Genomic DNA, 20,284 nt, shown 5'->3' on the forward strand with positions numbered 1-20,284 from the left:
AAGTCGCGCAAAAGCGGAGGGGATCATGGATAGGCATTGGGTCTTGCTGGCATCGGTGGCGTTGCTGGCGACTGGGGCGGCGGCGCAGGAGACGCCGACAGGCTCGCTGGGCGCGACCAACTATGCCGCCGATGAGCCTATGCCGACGCCCGGCGGCGCGCCCAGTTTCCGCGACGAGTTCGCCACGCGCATCGGCCCGGGCCGGTGGCGCTGGGATACCGAGCGCAACAAGGCCGGCTGGTATAATAACGAGCTGCAATATTATGCCGGTCCCGACCGCTCCAACGCACGGGTCGAAAACGGCGCATTGGTGCTGGAGGCGCGGCGCGAAGCGGCGAAGGATGCGCCCGACTGGGGTGGGCAGGCCTATACCTCCGCCAAGCTGGTGACGCGCCAGTCGCTTGGCTATGGCTTTTACGAGGTCCGCGCCAGGCTGCCATGCGGGCGGGGCATGTGGCCGGCGATCTGGTTGCTGCCGACGAGTGGCGGTCCCTGGCCGGCGGCGGGCGAGATCGACATCATGGAGATGGTCGGCTGGAACCCCGACGTCGTCCATGCGACCATCCATTCCGCCGCCTATAATCATGCCAAGGGGACGCAGCGCGGAGCGGAGACCCGCGTCGCCGATGCCTGTACCGCCTATCACCGCTATCAACTCGACTGGACGCCGCAGGCGATCACGATCGGCGTCGATGGTCGCGCCTATATGAAGGTGCGCAACGATCGGCCGGGCGGGGCGGCGGCCTGGCCCTTCACCCGACCTTATGCGCTGATCCTCAATCTGGCGGTCGGCGGCGACTGGGGCGGCAAGAAAGGCGTTGACGATGCCGCGCTGCCCCAGCGCATGTCGGTCGATTACGTGCGCTATTGGCAGGCAAAATGACCTCCCCGATATGGGAAGGAGCCTTATAGCGGGACGACATGAGATGAACTCACCCCTCCCCTTCAGGGGAGGGGCCGGGGGTGGGGCGCCTCCATAGGCCGGCAGTTTGCGGTGACGCCCCACCCCAACCCCTCCCCTGAAGGGGAGGGGCTCGTGTTGATGGAGTACGACGTCATCACGCTCTAGAGCAGCGTCCCCGACAGGATCGCCAGCGCGATCGTGAAATAGATGACGAGGCCGGTAACATCGACCAGCGTCGCCACGAACGGCGCCGAGGCGCTGGCCGGGTCGAAGCCCAGCTTTTGCAGGACGAAGGGCAGCATCGATCCTGCCAGCGATCCGAAGGTCACGATCCCGACCAGCCCGGTGCCGACCGTCATGGCGACCAGCCCCCAATGCGGGCCGTAATCGTAAAAGCCCAAAGTCTGCCATAGCGCGATCCGCGCCATGCCGAGCAGCCCCAGGATCGCACCCAGCGTCAGCCCCGCCGGCAATTCACGCAAAGCAACCCGCCACCAGTCGCGCACCCGCACCTGGCCCAGCGCCAGCGCACGGATGATCAGCGAGGTCGCCTGGCTGCCGCTATTGCCGCCCGAGCTCATGATCAGCGGAATGAACAGCGTCAGGACGACGGCGCGCTCCAGCTCGGACTCGAAATGCTGCATCGCGCTGGCGGTCAGCATCTCGGAGAAGAACAGGATGCTCAGCCAGCCCGCACGCTTGCGGATCATCGCGAGAAAGCCGGTTTCCAGATAAGGATTGTCGAGCGCCTCGACGCCGCCGAAGCGCTGCGTATCCTCGGTATGCGCCTCGACCAGCGCGTCGAGCACGTCGTCGACGGTGACGATGCCGATCGGGCGGCCCTGTTCGTCGATGACCGGCAGTGCGAGCAGATCGTGGCGGCGGATCAGATGCGCCACCTCTTCGCGGTCGGTGGTCGGCGCGACGGTGATCGGGTCATGGCCGCGCGCCAGATCGATCGCCAGCGACGCCGGCTCGGCGGCGATCAACTGGCGCAGCGAGACGGTCGCGACCAGCCGGCCCTGCGGCTCCAGCAGGAAGACCGAATAGACGGTCTCGCGGCTGCGCTCGACGGTGCGGATATGCGCCAGCACGTCCGCGACGGTCGCGTCGGCGGGGCTGGCCACATATTCGGTGGTCATCATGCCGCCGGCACTGTCGGGCGGCCAGCGCAGCAGCGTGTCGATCGAGGCGCGGACGGTGGCGGGCAGGCCGGCGCGCAGCGCGGCGGCATCCTCCTCGTCCATCTCGGCCAGCACGTCGGCGGCGCGGTCCTCCGCCATTTGCGAGATCAGCGCGACGGCGCGAGTGGGCGCCAGGCGCGTCAGCAGGTCGGCGGCGCAGCGCAGTTCCGGGCTGTCCAGCACGGCGACGGCGCGGGCGTCGGGCATCTGCGTGAGGGCATCGGCCGCATCCTCGAGGGGAAGCGACTGGAGCATGTCGACGAGGTCGGCGATGGACACGCCGCGACGGGATGAACGGAAACCGGCGGCGACGCCGGCAATCAGATCGTTGACCATGGTAAACCTTTCGACCGCACGACCCGGGCGGACGAAAGCCAGTCGCGAAACTAGCGGTCGAGCCCGAGGCGTGCGGCGCTACTGGAACTGTCGCTGGACATGTTCTCGCTTTCTGGAACGACGCGGGGGCTCCCACGCCTGCGCCGCCCTCTGCGCTCGGGGCGGACGGTCGTCAACACCCGCGCGGGAAAGTTCCGGCCCCCTGACACTTTTTTCACGAAGCGACCAAGGGACCCCGGCGCCGGCTCCGTCTGGAAGGGCAAAAGCATCCAAAGGGGACCTTATCCGTGCATCGCCTGCTTTTCGCCTCGACCGCGACGCTTGCCCTGGTGGCCGGCTCGGCGGCGTCGGCCCAGACCGTGATCGACACCAAGCGGACCACGCCTGTCCGCACCGCGACCATCAAGAACGGCGCGGCCGACGACATCAATATCGTGGCGGCGGGCAGCGTCGTCACCAGCGGCGGGACGGCGGTCAGCCTCGACAGCAACAACAAGGTCGCCAATGCCGGCACCATCCAGATCACCGACGCCAATGACGCGATCGGCATCGGCGCGGCCGCCGGGGTGAGGGGCGAGATCACCAATAGCGGCAAGATCATTCTGGATGAGAGCTATACGCCGACCGACCTCGACAAGGACGGCGATCTGGACGGCCCGTTCGCGCAAGGATCGCGTCGCACCGGCATCCGCACGGCGGGAGCCTTTGCCGGCAATGTCACCAATAGCGGCGAGATCACGATCGAGGGCAACGACTCGGCCGGCATCCATCTGAACGGGCCGCTGACCGGCAATCTAGCGCAGTCGGGCAAGGTCAACGTGCTGGGCGACCGGTCGGTCGGTGTCCGCACCGGTGCGGTGTCGGGCAACGTGACGCTGGGCGGCACCACCACGGCGGTCGGTCAGGGCGCGGTGGGCGCGCGGATCGACGGCGATGTCGGCGGCGCGCTCACGATCGAGGGCGGTATCGGCTCGACCGGCTATCGCTATACCACGCTGCCGACCGATGTGTCGAAGCTCGATCCCGACGATCTGCTGCAGGGTGGATCGGCCCTGATCGTGGGTGGCAATGTGGCGGGCGGGATCACGCTGGGCAACGCCACGGGCAAGGTGGCGGACATCATCTCCAACGGCGCCGCCCCCGCGATGCAGATCGGCGCGACCGACCGGGCGATCGTGATCGGCGCGACCGGTGGCGCGACCCCGGCGGCGGGGCTGGTGGTCAATGGCCGCATCTCGGGCGTCGGCGTCTATAGCGGGGTGAAGGCTACCGCGCTGGCGATCGGTGGCCTCGGCGGCAATGTCCAGATCGCGCAAGGCGTCGCGGTCGGCGGAACGATACAGGCCAGCGCCAATGGCGCGGAGGCGACCGCGATCCGCTTCGGCGCAGGGGCCTCTACCCCGGAACTCCGCAATGGCGGCACGATCACCGCGACCGGCGGGGGAGCGCCCGCGACCGTCACCACGGCGGTGCTGATCGACAGCGGGGCCAGCCTGCCGACGATCCGCAACAGCGGCAGCATCAAGGCGAACGCCGCCACCGCCTCGGCCACCGCGATCCTCGACCGCACCGGCGGTCTGACCCTGGTCGAGAATAGTGGCGCGATCGCGGGCGCCGGCGCGGATTCGTCGCGCAGCGTCGCGATCGACCTGTCGGCGAACAGCAGCGGCGCGGTGGTGCGCCAGATCGCCCCGGCGACGGGTGCGGCCGCCCCGACCATCACCGGGGCGATCCGCTTCGGCAGCGGCAACGACCGGCTGGAGATCGCGGCCGGCACCGTCTCGGGTGATGTCGGGTTCGGGGCCGGCAACAACCGGTTGGAGATGAGCGGCACCGGTGTTTATGCCGGCACCGCGACCTTCGGCAGCGGTGCTGACAGCTTGGTCATCGGCGGCACGGCGCGGTTCGATGGGGTCGCTGACTTCGCCGGGCTGGGACAGGATACGCTGTCGATCACCGGCAAGGGCGTCTTCGCCGGACGGCTGGCGAATAGCGGCCATGTCGCGGTCAGCGTCGCCAGCGGCGGCGGCACCTTCGCCACCAATGGCGTGACCAACATCGCCTCCTTGAGCATGGGTGACCAGTCGATCCTGAGCGTTGCGCTCGACAAGACCAACCCCACCGCCAACCTGATCCAGGTCGGCGGGGCGACCACCATCGGCGCGAACAGCCAGTTGGCGCTGCGCGTCTCGGGCGGGGCGGACGTGACCGGACGCTATATCGTCCTGCGTTCGGGCACGCTGACGGGGGCGAACAATCTGTCGCTCGCGCCCTCGGCCATGCCCTTCCTCTACAAGGGCGCGATCGTCGCGACCCAGCCCAACGAGATCGCGGTCGAGGTCAGCCGTAAGGCGAAAACCGAACTCGGGCTGAATGGTGCCGGCGTCAGCGCCTTCGATGCGATCGACGCCGCGATCGGCAGCGATGCCAAGCTCGCCGACTCGATCCGGGGCATTTACGACGGCGCGGCCTTCCGGGGCGCGATCGAGCAGATGCTGCCCAACTATGCCGGCGGCGTGTTCGAGGGCGTGACGCTAGCCTCGCGCACGGCGGCGGCACAGCTGCGCGAACCGGCGGGCGAGTTCAGCGAGGAAGGCAAATGGGGCTATTGGCTGTCGCCGCTGGGCTGGGACTCGTCCAAGGGCACCCGCTCGACGCGCAGCTATGACGTGCGCGGCTGGGGCGTCAGCGGCGGCATCGAGCACAAGACCGATGCCGGCAATTTCGGCGCGTCGCTCGCCTATCTGAAGGGTCGCGACAATGAAGGCTCGGCGGTCAACCGGGTCGACCACAGCCAATATGAGCTGGCCGGCTTCTGGCGCGCGCGCTGGGGCGCATGGGCGGCGCAGGCCCGCGCCTCGGCGGCGTTCATCAACTTCGACTCGCAACGCCAGTTCGACGGCGTGATCGGCTCGGAAGCGGTGCAGCGCCGCGCCACCGCCGACTGGAAGGGCATGCTCTATTCCGGCTCGGGCTCGGTCTCCTACGAACATTGGGTCGGCCAGTTCAACGTACGCCCGATCCTGGCGCTCGACTATTACCGGTTGAACGAGGATGGCTATCGCGAGGTTGGCGGCGGCACCGGCTATGACCTGACCGTTCGCAAGCGCAACAGCGACGAACTCGCGCTGACCGCCAGCGTCGCGGCGGGCATCAATTTCGGTGGCGACAATCGCTATGCGCAGTGGAGTCGCCTGGAGGTCGAGGCCGGCCGGCGCGAGCGCGTCGCCGGCGCGCTGGGCCGTACAGTGGCCAGCTTCGGCGACGGTACGCCCTTCATCCTCGATCCCGAGGCGCGGGGCGGCGGCTGGATCGGGCGGGTGCGCGCGATCACCGGCACCAGCGAGATCCGGTTGAGCGGCGAGGTGAACGCCGAACAAAGGCTTGGTAACGTGGCGCTGTCGGCGCGCGCGGCCCTTCAGTTCGCCTTTTGAGGCGAGTTCGTCCGCGTGCACCCCCCCTGTAACGCGCGCGGGCGTCCGGAGCCCCACCCCGTCCTCGGGTGGGGCTCCTTTCCACGGGCGGAGGGTTCGGCTAAACGACCGGCCTTCCGCCCTTTTTGTCCGGTCGATACCATGACGCCCACCGGGATCGAGGCCGTCTTCCTCGCCAATCGCGACAAGCTCGTCCGCTTCCTGGCGGCACGTGGCGCGGGCGATGCGGCGGAGGATCTGGTCCAGGACCTGTGGGTCAAGATGGCGGGGCGGATGGATGGTCCGATCGCCAACCCGCTGGCCTATCTCTACCGCGCCGCCGACATGCTGATGATCGACCGCTATCGTGCGCGGCGGCAGGCGGAACGACGCGATCAGGACTGGGCCGAGGGGCAGGAGTTGCAGGAGGCCGGGCCCGAGCCGCCCGCCGAGCGCGCGCTGGTCGCCCGCCAGACCGCCGAGCGGGTGGCGGCAACGCTGACCGCGCTGGGCGAACGGCCCGCGACGGTCTTTCGCCGCGCCCGGATCGAGGGCATTCCCCAACGCCAGATCGCGGCCGAACTCGGCGTCAGCATCAGCACCGTCGAAAGCGATCTGCGCATGGCGGCCCATGCGCTCGCCGCGCTCAAGGACCAGATCGGATGAGCCAGGACCCCGTCAACCCCATCGATGACGTCGCGCTCGACTGGGCGCTGCGCATGGCCGATCCCGCCCGCGCCGACTGGGACGGCTTCACCGACTGGCTGGAGGCCGATCCGCGCCATGCCGTCGCCTATGACCGCATGGCGGCGGCGCTGCTCGACGCCGAGGATGCCCTGCGTGCGTATCCCGACGTCATCGCCCCCGAGCCGGTGATCGTCGAGGAGCCGCCCCGCCGCCGCCCGTTGCGCTGGATCGGGGGAGCCGTCGCGGCGGCGTTGGTCGGTGCGGTCGGCCTCGGCCTGTGGAGTGAACGGCCGCAGCCCTATGTCATCGAGACGGCGGCGGGTGAGGTGCGGCGGGTGCCGCTGGCAGATGGCAGCGCCATCATGCTGGCGGGCGGGTCGCGGATCATGCTGGACCATGCCGATCCGCGCCGCGCGGTCATGGAGCGTGGCGAGGCGCTGTTCCAGGTGCGGCATGATGATCGCCATCCCTTCTCCGTCGATGCGCGCGGACTGGCGCTGACCGACTTGGGCACGGTTTTCGACGTCCGGCTGGGCCGCCGGATGACGCGGGTGACGGTGGCGGAAGGGGCGGTGATGGTCGACCCGCGTGGGGCCGCGCTGAGGCTCGACGCGGGGCAGGCGGTGCTGGCCGAGGGCAATAGGCTGGTCCGCCAGGCGGTGGAACCCGAGGCGGTTGGTGGCTGGCGGGACGGGCGGCTGGCCTATGACGGCGCGGCGCTGTCCGATGTGGCGGAGGATCTGGCCCGCTTCCTCGGGCGGCCGGTCGCGGTCCGGCCGTCGGTGGCCGCGCAGGCCTTTCGCGGGACGATCGACCTGAACGCCGTGCGGCGTGATCCCAGGCTGCTCGGCGCGCTGCTCAACGTGGCGGTGCGCGAGGAGAGGCAGGGCTGGATGCTGGAACCGCGCGGGTGAGAATTGCGGGGGGCGTGTTGCTGAGTATCGTCGCGGCGGTTCCCGCCGTGGCGGCCGAGCGCGTGCCCGTCGACCTGCCCGCCGGAACGGTCGGCAGCCAGGTCATGACGCTGGGCCGGGCCGGTGGTGCCAGCGTCGTCGTGCCCGATCCCGGCCTGTGGCGCCGCCCGGTCCCCGCGCTGCATGGGCGGATGACGGTGGAACAGGCGCTGGCCGTCATCGCCCGCCGGGCGCAGGCGCGGGTCGAGCGGCTGGGCGGCGCGGGTTGGCGGCTCGTCCCGCGTGCGCCGGATCGTCCCGTCGTGATCCGCCCCCGGCCAGCGACTATCCCACCGCCCGAGGTGCCGCCGGGCGATGTCGTCGTCACCGCCAGCAAGCGCGACACCGCCCGCGATCATTTTGCGGGGCAGGTCGTGCAGGTGGCGGGGGCCGATCTCGAACTGGGTGGGGCGGGGGGCACGTCCAGGCTCGCCGATCGGATGACGGCGATCGCCTCGACCTATCTGGGGGCAGGCCGCAACAAGCTGTTCATCCGGGGGATCGCCGATTCCAGCTTCACCGGACCGACCCAGGCGACGGTAGGCCAGTATTTCGGCGACCTGCGCCTGAGTTACAACGCGCCCGATCCCGATCTGCGGCTCGCCGATCTGGCGGCGGTCGAGGTGCTCGAGGGGCCGCAGGGTACGCTGTACGGCGCGGGGTCGCTGGGCGGGCTGATCCGGCTGGTGCCCAATGCGCCCGATGCGACCCGCTTCGGCGGATCGGCGATGCTCGGCGGATCGGCGACGACCCACGGTGCGCCGGGCGCGGATGCGCAGGCGGTGCTCAACCTGCCCGTCATCGCCGACCGGCTGGCGATCCGGCTGGTTGCCGACGCGGCGAGCGAGGGCGGCTATATCGACAAGCCGCTGCTCGACCGCACCGACGTCAACCGTACCCGGATCGAAGGCGGTCGCGCCGCCGCCCGGCTCGACCTGGGGGGCGGGTGGAGCGTCGAGGCGATCGGCATCGGCCAGCGTATTCGCGGTGCCGACAGCCAATATGCCGATCGCGACGGCACGCCACTCAGCCGCTCGGCGCCGGTGACCGAAGGCTTCTCGGCCGATTTCGTGCAGGGCCAACTCGTGCTGTCGGGCCGGATCGGGCGGGTACGTATCCGCTCGAGCAGCGGGCTGACCGCGCATGACCTGATGGAACGCTATGACGCGACGCCGCCCGGTGGCCCGGTCCAGCTGTTCGCGCAGGCCAATCGCACGCGGATGCAGGCCAATGAAACCCGCGCCTGGTATTCCAGACCGGATGGCTCGGGCTGGCTGGCGGGGTTCAGCTATATCCACAACACCACGCGCCTGACCCGCCTGTTCGGTGAGCCAGGTGCGCTGGTGCCGCGCACCGGCGTCGTCAACGGCGTCGAGGAAGCGACGCTTTACGGCGAAGCGAGCCTGCGGCTGCTGCCCGGCCTGCTGACCACCGGCGGCTTGCGCGTCACCCATTCGGTGCTCGACGGTGGGGCCGAGGATCTGCCGGCCGCCCTGTCGCTTCAGGCGGTGCGTCAGTTGCGCGAGGTGACTGCCAGCCGCGCGCAGACCATCCTGCTGCCCTCGGCCTCCGCGCTGATTGACCTGACACCCGGCGCGCAGTTGTTCCTGCGCTATCAGCAAGGGTTCCGGCCGGGCGGGCTGACGATCGAGGGGCCGCTGGTCCGCCGCTTCCGCAACGACCGGGTCGCGACGATCGAGGCGGGGTTGCGTACCGGGCGGCCGGGGCGCGATCCGATCGATGCGTCGGTCACGCTGGCGCATACCGCCTGGCGTGACATCCAGGCGGACTTCATCGATTCGACCGGCTTGCCCAGCACCGCCAATATCGGCGACGGCCAACTCTGGACGATCGAGGCGCTGGTCGGCGCGCAACTGTCCGACTCGCTGCGGATCGAGGGCGCGGTCTCCTATAACGACAGCCATATCGACGAGCCGTCCAACAGTCGGGCCTTCACCCTGCTGCAAGGGGACGTGGCCGATCCCTCGCTCGCGCGCGCGACGATCCTCGCGCGGTTGAGCCAGATCCCCAATATCGCGCGGATCACCGCGCGGACGGGGGCGGTCTATCATCGGACGCTGGCGGGCGGGCGCGACCTGCGCATCGATGGTTGGCTGCGCTATGTCGGCGCGTCGCGGCTGGGTGTCGGCCCCGTGCTGGGCGAGCAGCAGGGCAGCTATCTCGACAGCGGCGTGACCGCCCGGCTGGGGCTCGGCGCGTTCGGGCTGAGCGCCAGCGTCACCAATTTGGCCGATGTGCGGGGCAACCGCTTCGCGCTGGGCACCCCCTTCACCACGGGCCGCGACCAGGTGACGCCGTTGCGCCCCCGGACGCTGCGCATCGGCCTCGACACCGCCTTTTGATCAGCGGCGCGGGGTGGTGAACAGCGACAGCGGAATGGCCGCCGCCATGGCCTTGTAGCCGGCCATGCTCGGGTGGAGGTGATCGCCCGAGTCATAGGCCGCCAGCAGCCGGTCGGGACGCGCCGGATCGCGCACCGCCCGGTCGAAATCGACGACGCCGTCGAACACGCCCGAGGTTCGGATGAAGCTGTTGATGGCCTGACGATCCGCCTCGGTCTCCGGGCCGGGGTGATAATAGTCGCTGCCCTGGAACGGGGTGATCGTCCCGCCGATCAGCCGGATGCCATGCGCATGGGCGCGCGCGGCCAGCTGGCGATAGGCGGTGGTGATCTGCTCGACGATGGCCCGGTGGGTAGCCTGGTCGACAGGATGCTCGCGGGTCAGCACGCCCAGATCGTTGACGCCCTCCAGCAGGATGACGTGGCTGACGCCCGGACGGGCGATCACGTCACGGTCGAAGCGCGCCATCAGGTTCGGGCCCAGCCCGTCCAGCAGCACGCGGTTGCCGCCGATCCCGGCATTGACCACCGAGAAGCGGCGCGTCGCGGCATTCGCGGCCAGCCGTCGGGCGAAGTCGTCGGGCCAGCGGCTGTTGCTGTTATCGGTGATGCCATAGCCGTCGGTGATCGAATCGCCGATGGTGACGATCGTCGCGGTCTGGGCGGCGTCGCGGACCTCGACGTCCGACAGCGCCCACCAGCCGCCGATCTTGTCGGCCTCGGGCAGGGCGGGGCGCGCGGTGGCGTCGCCGGGTGCCAGATAGGTGGTCGACCGCGCACCCGAATGGCCGGTCGGCAGGGTGACGGCCTCGGGGAAATAGAGGCTGACCGTCACATCGCTGCCCGGCGTGACCGGCAGGGCGATGTCGTCCGAATACAGCTCCGCGCCCGGCGGGATGAGCACTGAGGACAGACCGCCGAACCGTACGGGCAGGATTTGCGCGACCTCCGACCGGCCCGGCGTGCCCGCACCGATGGTGGCCGCCCCGATCCGCAGCGGCGCGGTGCCGGCGATGTTGGAGAGGCGGAGGCGAAGGACGCGGCCGCCGGCGGTCAGGTGCACGGTCTGGCGAATCGTCGCGGGGCCAGCCTTGGCCAGCTTGTCCGCATTGGGGCCATCGATCCGCATCTGCGACGAGCCCCAGGCCGGCGTCCAGCGTGCATCGCGCGCGGTCGCGCCGCCGGGTAGTGCCAACGCCAAGACGGCCGCCGCCGTGAAGCCCCAACGCGTCATATCCGATCCTCTTCCTGTCCATCCACGCTTGCGGCGCGGTATGTGGTAGCGATATCAGGAAGAACGCCAAAGGAAAACGCCCGCCGCTGTCACGCGAGACGGGATCGGGAGAGACGATGCCCCATCTGCTACTGTCCGCCGCGCTGATCGCGCTGTTGCCCGCCGCCGCGCAGGCTATGCCCGCCTGTCCGCAGCCGGTCAGGGCGTGCGAGCGCGCGACGCCGGGTGGCCTGGCGCTGATCCTGCCGGGGCGGGTGTCCACCGTGGTGGTCGACGACGCCGATGCACCGGGTGTCCGCCGCGCGGCGCAGGATCTGGTCACCGACTTGAAGGCGGTGGGCGGCGGCGAGGTCCGGCTGGCGAATGTACCGGTGGCGGGCGCGACGGTGATCGCGGGGACGCTGGGCCAGAGCCCCGTGATCGATGCGCTGGTGCGGGCCGGCAAGATCGATGTCAGCGGCCTCAAGGGCCAGTGGGAAGGCTATGTCGAGCAAGTCGTCGACAACCCCGCGCCGGGCGTATCCCGTGCGCTGGTGATCGTCGGCGCGGATCGGCGCGGCACCATCTTCGGTCTGTACGACATCAGCGCCAAGGCCGGGGTCAGCCCCTGGACCTGGTGGGCGGATGTTCCCGCGCAGCGCCACCCGAGCCTCTATCTGACGGCGGGGCGCGTCGCCGATCATCCGGTCGTCAAATATCGCGGCATCTTCATCAATGACGAGGAACCGGGCTTTGGCGGCTGGGCGCGCGCCACGTTCGGCGGCGTCAATCACCGGGCCTATGAGAAGGTTTTCACCCTGCTTCTTCGCTCCAAGGCGAATTTCCTGTGGCCGGCCATGTGGGGCAAGTCGCTATGGGAGGACGATCCCGCCTCCGCACCGCTGGCGCAGGAAATGGGGGTGCTGCTCGGCACCTCGCACCACGAACCGATGCAGCGCGCGCAGGCCGACTGGAAGCGTGAGGGCAGCGGGCCGTGGGATTACACCAAAAATGCCCCCGCGCTGCGCGCCTTCTGGCGCAAGGGTATCGAGCGGCGGGGCAAGGCCGAGGACCCCGTGACCATCGGCATGCGCGGCGACGGCGACGAGCCGATGACCGAGGGGACCGCGATCGACCTGCTGCAAGGGATCGTCGCCGACCAGCGCAGCATCATCGCCGACGTCACCCAACGCCCGGCCGCGGAAACGCCGCAAGTCTGGGCGCTCTACAAGGAGGTGCAGGATTATTATGACAAGGGGATGCGCGTCCCCGACGACGTGACCCTGCTGTTCGCCGACGACAATTGGGGCAATATTCGTCGCCTGCCGCCGCCGGGGCAGACGCGCGCAGGCGGCGCGGGCGTCTATTATCATTTCGATTATGTCGGCGGGCCGCGCAATTACAAATGGCTCGATACGAACGCCGTGCCCCGCGTCTGGCAGCAGATGCGGATGGCCAGCGATTATGGCGCGGACCGGCTATGGATCGTCAATGTCGGCGACCTGAAGCCGATGGAATATGCGACCAGCTTCTTCCTCGCCATGGCGTGGAACCCGGCGCGCATGGACCTGGCCGCGATGCAGGCCTATCCCGCCCGATGGGCGACGCAGCAATTCGGGCCGGCGCAAGGCCCTGCCATCGGCGCGCTCCTGACCCGCTACGGGCAACTCGCCAGCCGCCGCAAGCCCGAGCTGATCGACGCGACGACCTATGACCTGGCCGGTGGCGAATGGGCGCGGATATTGGCGGAATGGAACGCGCTCGACGGTGATGCGCGGCAGGTCGAAGCGACGCTGCCCGCCGCCCAGCGCGACGCCTATTATGAACTGGTGCTCCACCGCGTCGAGGCGATGACGAACCTCCACCGGCTGTATCACGCGGTCGCCGCCAACCGGGCGGCAGCGAGTACCGGAGACGGCGCGACCGCCGACCGCATGGCGCAGGCGGCGCGCGGCTTCTACGTGCGTGATGCGGCGATCCGCCGCCGCTACGAGGTCGAGACGGCGGGCGGCAAATGGACCAGCATGATGGCGCAGACCCATATCGGCTATACCGGCTGGCAACAGCCCGACACCGACACGATGCCCGCACTGGCGACGGTGGCCAAGCCCCTGCCACTGCCGGCACCGACGCCCCGTGCCGCCCGCATGATCGCGGCCGATAGCGGCCGAGCGGTCGATGGCGGCGGCGTGCGGTGGCAGCGTGTGGCGGGTTTCACGGCGGCCGGTGCGGCGATGATCGCCACGCCCACCACCGCGCCCGCGATCGAGCGGCCGGGCGGGGCCAGTCCGCATATCGTCTATGACGTCCGCTGGGATCGCGCCGGTCCGATGACCTTGGGGGTGGTCGCCGCACCGGGGCTGGACGTCCGGGGGAACGGCAAGCACCGGGTCGCGATCTCGATCGACGATGGTGCACCGATCATGCTCGATCTGATGGCCGGCGAGACGGCGGAGACATGGGAGCGGTCGGTGATCGAGAACCGCCGGGCCGCGACGACGACGCTACCGGCGGTCACGGCCGGGCGGCATCGCATCACCCTGTGGCTGGTCGATCCCGAGGTGGTGATCCAGGGCTTGACGCTCAGCCCTGCCACGGACTGAGCCGGCTCAGCCGCCGCGGAGCATCCGCATTGCCTGCGCCCGGAGCATTTTCATATTCTCCGGGTTCTCGCCCAGCACGCCGTGACGCTCCTCTGGCAGATGTGCCAGCGGATGGCCATCGGGGCGAAAGGCGTAGTGATCGAACCATGCGGCCCAGGCCGCCCGCTCTGGCGCGGGGCGCGCGGCGATCGCGCTCATCGCCAGCAATAGCGTGACGAAGGGTTGATCGGGCCCGATCGGAAACGCATCCCACCAGTAATTGACCAGCAGGTTGAGCCGTCCGCGCGCCTCCACTCGGTGCCACCAGAGCTTGGGCATGTAGAGCGCATCGCCCGGCCCCAGATCGACCGTGATCGCCCGCGCCGCCGCGTGTTCGAAGCGCGGATAGCGCGGGTCGCCCGGCGCCGCCTCCGCTGCCAGCGCCACCGGCTGGCCCGCCATGGTGTGGTCGATCGGACCGACATAGAGGTCGTCGATCGCATCCGGCGGATAGAGGGTGAAGCGCCGCTCCCCCGCCACCACGCAGGCGATATTGTCCAGCATGTCGTAATGGCAGGCGATGGTCGAGGCGTGACCGATCCACAGTCGGGGCGATACCCCCGAAGGCGCGAAGGGCAGAGCGTTCTCCGCCGCGAGTCCCGGCAGGAAGACCTCGGTCGGCAGCGAGCCGGCATAGACGCTTTCGGTCGCTTCGCCCGGCCGGGTGATCCGTGCGACCGCCTCGCCCAGCGCCATGCGTTCGCGCCGGAAATTGAACCCCGCCAGATCGTCGGTGTAGTGGTAGCGGCCGGCGATCGCAGGATCGCCGACAAAGGCCTCGACCGGATGGCCCGCATCGAACCGCGCCAGATAGTCGCGCAGCGCCGCACCGTCCTTGACCGCTTCCGCTAGCGGCCATCCGGCGACCGCGCCACGTATCACCACCGGCTGGCAGGGTTCGGCGACCAGCCGGCGGAAGGCCGCCGGATCGGTCAGCGCGGCGCGATCGATCTCGACCGCTGCGCCGCTCACGCCGCCAGTCCGCTCAACCGGTCGTTGCGCCGCCGGGCGAGCGTGGGGATATGGCGGACCGAATTGGTCTGAGCATAGATCAGCTGCATGTCGCCCGACCGGAACAGCGACAGCGCGACGTCGTCGGGCAGCGCGTGGAGCGCATCGAGGCTGATCGTATAGAGCGAGTCGAGTTGCAGGCTTTCGCCATTGTCGAAGCGGAAGCTCAGGTCGATCGGCTCGACCAGCTTGTGCGCCAGCAGCGCGGCGACGAAGCGTTCGGTCTCGGGCAGCCCCTTGTGCAACCGGCGCAAGGCGGCCTGGACCCGCTGCAACATCGGCGTCGGTGCGCCGTCCGCGTCGAATACCGGCTCGCCTCCGGGCTGTCGCAACGCGGCGTGATGGGGATCGATCGCGATATTCTCGCCCGAGACGTAGAAACCCTGCCGCTCCAGATCGGCGGCGCGATAGCCCGCCAATGTGCGATCGGCGTTCAGGCAGAGATTTTCGTCCGGCACCAAGCCCATCAGCGCCCCCGGATAGAGGTCACCCGTCTCGGGGTGCCGGGTGAACAATATCGGATAGTGGAGCGAGGCGGCGATGAACTCCTCGGCCACCAGCTGCACGAAATGGCGCGTCGCGTCGGGTGCGGTGGACACGCGCAGGGCCGCATGCCGCGCGCTGTCGAGCAATTCCATATCGGCCATGGTCGTCGGTCCTCTCGCGTCGCACCCTCTCATGACCCCGGGCGGATGCGATGCCGGCCGGGGCGACGATGGCGGGATTGTGTCTGGGGCGGGGTTGTGTCCGGTCCCTCCGTCCTTCGTCAAGCCGTGCCGATACCGGCATTCGCGCACTCTGACAAATCGCTTGTTATAGCGCTATCATAGCGTTACCATCCTGGCATAATGTGGGCGGTACGGCGGCATAACGTCGGTCGCCCATGGACATAAACATGAAGGAGAGGGGAAGATGGTGGTTCGCACTGTTCTCGTGAGCACGCTGACGTCGCGGCGCAGGCTGATGACCGGCGTGTCGCCGCTGATGGCCCTGGCGCTGCTGTCGCCTGACGCGGCCTTTGCCCAGACCGGAGCCGGCGTCCGTCCGGACGTCGCGGTTCAGGCCAACACCACTACCGCCCAGGAAGCGGGCACGCCCCAGGGGCAGGCCACCGACCCCGCCGCGCAGGACAATAGCCCGTCGCCCGATGGCGAGGCGAGTTCGGCCGACATCATCGTCACCGGCCTGCGCAGTTCGCTCCAGCGCAACCTCGACATCAAGCGTACCGCGACCGGCGTCGTCGATGCTATCTCCGCAGAAGACATCGGCAAATTTCCCGACTCGAACGTCGCGGCCTCGCTCCAGCGTCTGCCCGGCGTATCGATCCAGCGCTCGGGCGCACGTGGCGAGCCCACCGGCATCACCGTTCGCGGCTTTGGCGGCGACTTCAACACCACGCTCTATGACGGCCGCCGCATCTCGACCGCGACCGGTGGTCGCCAGATCGACTTCAGCACCGTCGGCTCGGATTTCATCGGCGGTATCAGCGTGCTGAAGACGCCCGACGTGTCGCTGGCGTCCAGCTCGATCGGTGCGACCGTCGACATCCAGTTCCCCAAGCCGTTCGACCATCCCGGCTTCCGTGCCGCGGTCAGCGCCTCGGGTTCGCTGCAGGACCGTGCGGGCCATGTCGTGCCGACGCTCGGCGCGCTGGTCAGCGACACCTTCGCCGACGATACGCTGGGTATCCTGTCGAGCTTTATCTATACCCGCCGTGATACCGATACCAATCGCGTCTTCGTCTCGGGTTGGCCGGGCAACGGCTTCGCCCCCTGCCAGTTGCAGGGTAGCACCGCCGCCACCTGCGCGCCGACGAACGACGTCAACGCCGCACCCTCGAACCGGCGAACGCTCACCGGCTGGTTCCCGCAGCAATACGGCGCGGAACAGCAGCGCGTGCAGGACGAGCGTGTCGATGGCCGCATCGCGCTGCAATGGCACCCTTCCGAAGGGGTGATGGTCACGCTGGACAACAACTTTTCGCGCCAGACGCTCAATACCGACGTGTATGGCTTTGGCGTATGGTTCAGCCAGGAGTCGCTGCGCAACGTCAAGCAGGACGCCAACGGCACGGCGGTCAGCTTCACCCAGGCTGGGTCGCCGACCGACTTCACCAGCGCGCATAACCGCCAGATCCTTCAGACCAACCAGACCGGCCTGAACGTCAAGTGGGACGTCACCGAAAAGCTGACGGTCGAAGGCGACGGCGCCTATGCCAAGAGCTGGCTGAACCCCGGCAATGTCATCGGCAGCCAGAATGGCGACATCGGCTATGGCGGTCGCCTGGGCACCAATCTGGGCTTCAACATCACGGGCGACAGCAACAAGGCGTTCCCGACGATCAGCAATTTCGGCCCCGCCGGCGATGGCGCGCGCTGGGCCGATCCCGCGCTGATCGGTTCGCACGTCACGGTCAACCAGACCCAGCAGAATACCGATGAGCTCAAGCAATTCCGCGGCGTTGCGACGTGGAAAGAAGAGAATATCACGCTCAAGCTCGGCGGCCAGTATGTCGAAGACAATTTCCAGCTGTTGAACCGCAGCACCTTCACGAACAATTTCTGGCAGGCCTATTCGGGCTATGGCGCGCCGTCGGGCCAGGGCGGTGGCGTGTCGCCCCTGCCGTCCAGCCTCTATCAGGGCACGATCAGCCTCGACAAATTCATCCCCGGCTTCGCGGGCGGCCTGCCGCCATCCGTCCTGATCTACAGTCCGCAGGCCTATCAGGCCTATCTGTCGGGGCTGGGCAATCCCTATGCCCAGAATATTCCGGGGTTCAATTATCCGGGCGCCACCGACACGGCGAACGGACTGCGCGGGTTCCGTGGCCAGTTCACCGAGGCGGTCGATCCGGCGAGCATCCTGACGGTCAACGAAAAGACGCTGTCCTTCTTCCTCAGCTCGGCGATGGAAGGCCGGATCGGCAACATGCCCCTGCATGTCGCGTTCGGCGTGCGCACTGAGAATACCCGTCTGCGCTCGATCGGGCAGGGACGCCAGCCGACGTCGATCACGCGCAGCACGACCGACCCGTCGCTGCTGACCATCGGCTTCTCCGACACGCAGCCCGTGGCGCGCCGCAACAGCTACACCTATGTGCTGCCCTCGGTCGACGCACGACTGGAAGTGACCGACAATCTGCAGCTGCGCTTCGACGCGTCGCGTACGCTGACCCGTCCGGGCCTCAACCTGCTGAACCCGGTGCTCAACGTCGGTATCGGCCAGCGCGTCGGTGCGCTGTCGGGCAGCGGCGGCAATCCCAATCTACAGCCCTATCTGGCCGACAATTTCGACGTCGCGGCCGAATGGTACTACCAGCGCAACTCGTACCTCGCGGTTGACTTCTTCCTGAAGAACGTCAGCAACTTCATCGTCGGCGGCGTGACGCGCCAGACGGTGAACGGCGTGATCGATCCGACCACGGGCCAGCCCGCGAGCTTCGCCATCTCGGCACAGGTCAACGGGCCGGACGCGACGGTGCGCGGTGTCGAAATCGCCTGGCAGCAGGTGTTCGGCGATAGCGGCTTCGGCTTCCAGGCGAACGCGACGCTGGTCGACACCAACAAACCCTATGACGCGACCAACATCTCGCAGACGGGCTTCGCGGTTACGGGCCTGGCCAATTCGGCCAACTTCGTCGGCTTCTACGACAAAAACGGCTTCCAGATCCGAACCGCGCTCAACTGGCGTGACGAGTATCTGGCGGGCTTCGGCCAGAACCAGAATACCGGGGCGTACGGCGCCGAGCCGACCTTCGTGAACCAGAGCTTCCAGGTCGATCTGACTAGCAGCTATGACGTCACCAAGGACTTCTCGATCTTCGGCGAAATCCTGAACCTCAACAACAACAAGCAGAGCACGCATGGCCGGTTCAAGAACCAGCTGCTCGATGTGTTCGATTATGGCCGGCGCTTCACGCTCGGCGCGCGCTACCGCTTCTGACGATAGCGCGAGGGCGGGGATGTCGGGCTTCGGCTTGACATCCCCGTTCGCTTTTGGACCTTCTCGACCATGGTTCAGCCCATCCAGAATATCGTGATCGTCGGCGGCGGCACCGCCGGCTGGTTGACCGCCGGTGTCATCGCCGCGCGGCATCAGGGGCGGCGGCCGCATGGCTTTACCGTCACACTCGTGGAGTCGCCCAATGTGCCGATCATCGGCGTGGGCGAGGGGACCTGGCCGACGCTGCGCACGACCCTGCGCAAGATGGGCGTGTCGGAGACCGCGTTCTTCCGCGAGTGCGATGCCTCGTTCAAGCAGGGCGCGCGCTTCAACCGCTGGACGACGGGTGCGGCCGATGACGGCTATTACCACCCGCTGATGCTGCCGCAGAGCTTCGGACAGGTGAACCTGGCCCCTCACTGGCTGGCGGCGGGCGAGGAGGGCAGCTTCTGCGACGCGGTGACGCCGCAGGGGCGGATCTGCGACGCCGGCCTTGCGCCCAAGACGATCGCGACGCCCGAATATGAAGCGCTGGCCAACTATGCCTATCATCTCGATGCCGGCAAGTTCGCCGATTTCCTGCGCCGCCATTGCTGCGAGAGGTTGGGCGTGCGGCATGTCCTGGCCGATGTCGAAGAGGTGCTGCTGAGTGAGCAGGGCGACATTCGCGCGGTCCGCACGGCGCAGGCGGGGGAAGTGACCGGCAACCTGTTCGTCGACTGCACCGGTTTCCGCTCGCTCCTGCTCGGCGAGGCGATGGGCGTGCCATTCAAGCCGCTGGGCGATGTGCTGTTCTGCGATACCGCGCTCGCCATCCAGGTGCCCTATGACGATCCCGAGGCGCCGATCGCCTCGCACACCATCTCGACGGCGCAGTCGTCGGGCTGGATCTGGGACATCGGCCTGCCGACCCGGCGCGGGGTGGGGCATGTCTTTTCGAGCAGCCATATCGGCCGCGACGAAGCCGAGCGCGAACTGCGCGCCTATCTGGGCGAGGCGGGGCGCGATCTGTCGGTGCGCGCGCTCAAGATCCGGGCGGGACATCGTGAGCGGTTCTGGGAGCGCAACTGTGTCGGCGTCGGGCTGGCGGCCGGGTTCCTCGAACCGCTCGAGGCCTCGGCTATCGTCCTGATCGAGCTGTCGGCCAAGCTGATCGCCGAGCAGATGCCGGCGTGCCGCGAGGTGATGGACACGGTCGCCAAGCGGTTCAACGACACGACCCTGTACCGCTGGGGCCGGATCGTCGATTTCCTGAAGCTGCATTACGCGCTGACCCAGCGGACCGATAGCGACTTCTGGCGGGACAATTGCCGGGCCGAGACGATGCCGGACCGGTTGCAGGAACTGATGACGCTGTGGCGCTATCAGGCGCCGTGGATGCATGACGAGTTCGACCGGGTGGAAGAGGTGTTCCCCTCGGCCAGCTATCAATATGTCCTGTACGGCATGGGCCAGCGCACCGAGACCGCGCCGGGCAGCCTGGCGGCCGAGACGATCCTCGCCGAGCGCGCCCGGCGGGAGAATGACGTGCAGACCGGGCGGATGCTCGCCGGTTTGCCCAAGCACCGTGACCTGATCCGCAAGATCGTCGAGCGGGGATTGCCGACGATCTAGCGTTTCGCATGGCCTTCGACTTC

At 68.4% G+C, this 20,284-nt stretch carries 12 protein-coding genes; 8 read left to right on the forward strand and 4 right to left on the reverse strand.

Annotated features, from left to right (window positions below; translation table 11 throughout):
* Positions 1–25: 25 nt before the first annotated feature.
* The gene (locus ACQHGV_RS06315) at positions 26–883 is read left to right on the forward strand and encodes a glycoside hydrolase family 16 protein (protein WP_440979838.1); all 858 of its coding nucleotides are present in this window, start codon (positions 26–28) and stop codon (positions 881–883) included.
* A gap of 182 nt (positions 884–1,065) precedes the next feature.
* Here the strand turns inward: ACQHGV_RS06315 and mgtE are convergent, their stop codons facing one another.
* On the reverse strand, positions 1,066–2,424 hold the full coding sequence (gene mgtE / locus ACQHGV_RS06320; RefSeq protein ID WP_440979839.1) for a magnesium transporter: 1,359 nt from the start codon (positions 2,422–2,424) through the stop codon (positions 1,066–1,068).
* A 287-nt stretch (positions 2,425–2,711) separates the two neighbouring features.
* Here mgtE and ACQHGV_RS06325 point away from each other — a divergent pair, with 287 nt between their 5' ends.
* The 4 genes from ACQHGV_RS06325 (at position 2,712) to ACQHGV_RS06340 (ending at position 9,840) form a co-directional block, all read left to right on the forward strand.
* Positions 2,712–5,858, forward strand: a complete 3,147-nt coding sequence (locus ACQHGV_RS06325; RefSeq protein WP_440979840.1) for an autotransporter outer membrane beta-barrel domain-containing protein — start codon at positions 2,712–2,714, stop codon at positions 5,856–5,858.
* Positions 5,859–5,999: 141 nt separating this feature from the next.
* Positions 6,000–6,503 carry a sigma-70 family RNA polymerase sigma factor gene (locus ACQHGV_RS06330; RefSeq protein ID WP_409790599.1) on the forward strand — a complete coding sequence of 168 codons (504 nt, stop codon included), beginning with the start codon at positions 6,000–6,002 and terminating at the stop codon, positions 6,501–6,503.
* Entirely contained in the window at positions 6,500–7,438 is a 939-nt protein-coding gene (locus ACQHGV_RS06335; protein WP_440979841.1) for a FecR family protein, read from the forward strand. Before ACQHGV_RS06330 ends, ACQHGV_RS06335 begins: the two co-directional genes overlap by 4 nt.
* Before the next feature lie 14 nt (positions 7,439–7,452).
* The gene (locus ACQHGV_RS06340; protein WP_440979842.1) at positions 7,453–9,840 is read left to right on the forward strand and encodes a TonB-dependent receptor; all 2,388 of its coding nucleotides are present in this window, start codon (positions 7,453–7,455) and stop codon (positions 9,838–9,840) included.
* On the opposite strand, the gene ACQHGV_RS06345 is transcribed toward ACQHGV_RS06340, so the two are convergent.
* Positions 9,841–11,073 (reverse strand): SGNH/GDSL hydrolase family protein, encoded by a 1,233-nt coding sequence (locus ACQHGV_RS06345; protein WP_440979843.1) that lies wholly within the window; start codon positions 11,071–11,073, stop codon positions 9,841–9,843. It abuts the gene before it with no gap.
* A 116-nt stretch (positions 11,074–11,189) separates the two neighbouring features.
* Here ACQHGV_RS06345 and ACQHGV_RS06350 point away from each other — a divergent pair, with 116 nt between their 5' ends.
* Complete coding sequence (locus ACQHGV_RS06350; RefSeq protein ID WP_440979844.1) at positions 11,190–13,655, forward strand: glycosyl hydrolase 115 family protein; 2,466 nt, start codon at positions 11,190–11,192, stop codon at positions 13,653–13,655.
* A 6-nt stretch (positions 13,656–13,661) separates the two neighbouring features.
* On the opposite strand, the gene ACQHGV_RS06355 is transcribed toward ACQHGV_RS06350, so the two are convergent.
* Both ACQHGV_RS06355 and ACQHGV_RS06360 read right to left on the reverse strand, forming a co-directional pair.
* Entirely contained in the window at positions 13,662–14,666 is a 1,005-nt protein-coding gene (locus ACQHGV_RS06355; RefSeq protein ID WP_440979845.1) for a cupin-like domain-containing protein, read from the reverse strand.
* On the reverse strand, positions 14,663–15,352 hold the full coding sequence (locus tag ACQHGV_RS06360) for a SapC family protein (protein WP_440979846.1): 690 nt from the start codon (positions 15,350–15,352) through the stop codon (positions 14,663–14,665). The genes ACQHGV_RS06355 and ACQHGV_RS06360 overlap by 4 nt, the downstream gene beginning before the upstream one ends.
* Positions 15,353–15,617: 265 nt before the next feature.
* Here ACQHGV_RS06360 and ACQHGV_RS06365 point away from each other — a divergent pair, with 265 nt between their 5' ends.
* Complete coding sequence (locus ACQHGV_RS06365; protein ID WP_440979847.1) at positions 15,618–18,647, forward strand: TonB-dependent receptor; 3,030 nt, start codon at positions 15,618–15,620, stop codon at positions 18,645–18,647.
* A gap of 69 nt (positions 18,648–18,716) precedes the next feature.
* On the forward strand, positions 18,717–20,261 hold the full coding sequence (locus ACQHGV_RS06370; protein WP_440979848.1) for a tryptophan halogenase family protein: 1,545 nt from the start codon (positions 18,717–18,719) through the stop codon (positions 20,259–20,261).
* Positions 20,262–20,284: the final 23 nt, after the last annotated feature.

Origin of the sequence: Sphingomonas pseudosanguinis (genome assembly GCF_052056765.1) — a bacterium.
Classification (GTDB): Bacteria; Pseudomonadota; Alphaproteobacteria; order Sphingomonadales; family Sphingomonadaceae; genus Sphingomonas; species Sphingomonas pseudosanguinis.

Excerpts from the sequence above, each read along its gene's own strand:
- ACQHGV_RS06315 (WP_440979838.1), top strand. The coding sequence starts at position 26 with ATGGATAGGCATTGGGTCTTGCTGGCATCGGTGGCGTTGCTGGCGACT.
- mgtE (WP_440979839.1), bottom strand. The coding sequence starts at position 2,424 with ATGGTCAACGATCTGATTGCCGGCGTCGCCGCCGGTTTCCGTTCATCC.
- ACQHGV_RS06330 (WP_409790599.1), top strand. The coding sequence starts at position 6,000 with ATGACGCCCACCGGGATCGAGGCCGTCTTCCTCGCCAATCGCGACAAG.
- ACQHGV_RS06335 (WP_440979841.1), top strand. The coding sequence starts at position 6,500 with ATGAGCCAGGACCCCGTCAACCCCATCGATGACGTCGCGCTCGACTGG.
- ACQHGV_RS06345 (WP_440979843.1), bottom strand. The coding sequence starts at position 11,073 with ATGACGCGTTGGGGCTTCACGGCGGCGGCCGTCTTGGCGTTGGCACTA.
- ACQHGV_RS06350 (WP_440979844.1), top strand. The coding sequence starts at position 11,190 with ATGCCCCATCTGCTACTGTCCGCCGCGCTGATCGCGCTGTTGCCCGCC.
- ACQHGV_RS06360 (WP_440979846.1), bottom strand. The coding sequence starts at position 15,352 with ATGGCCGATATGGAATTGCTCGACAGCGCGCGGCATGCGGCCCTGCGC.
- ACQHGV_RS06365 (WP_440979847.1), top strand. The coding sequence starts at position 15,618 with ATGGTGGTTCGCACTGTTCTCGTGAGCACGCTGACGTCGCGGCGCAGG.
- ACQHGV_RS06370 (WP_440979848.1), top strand. The coding sequence starts at position 18,717 with ATGGTTCAGCCCATCCAGAATATCGTGATCGTCGGCGGCGGCACCGCC.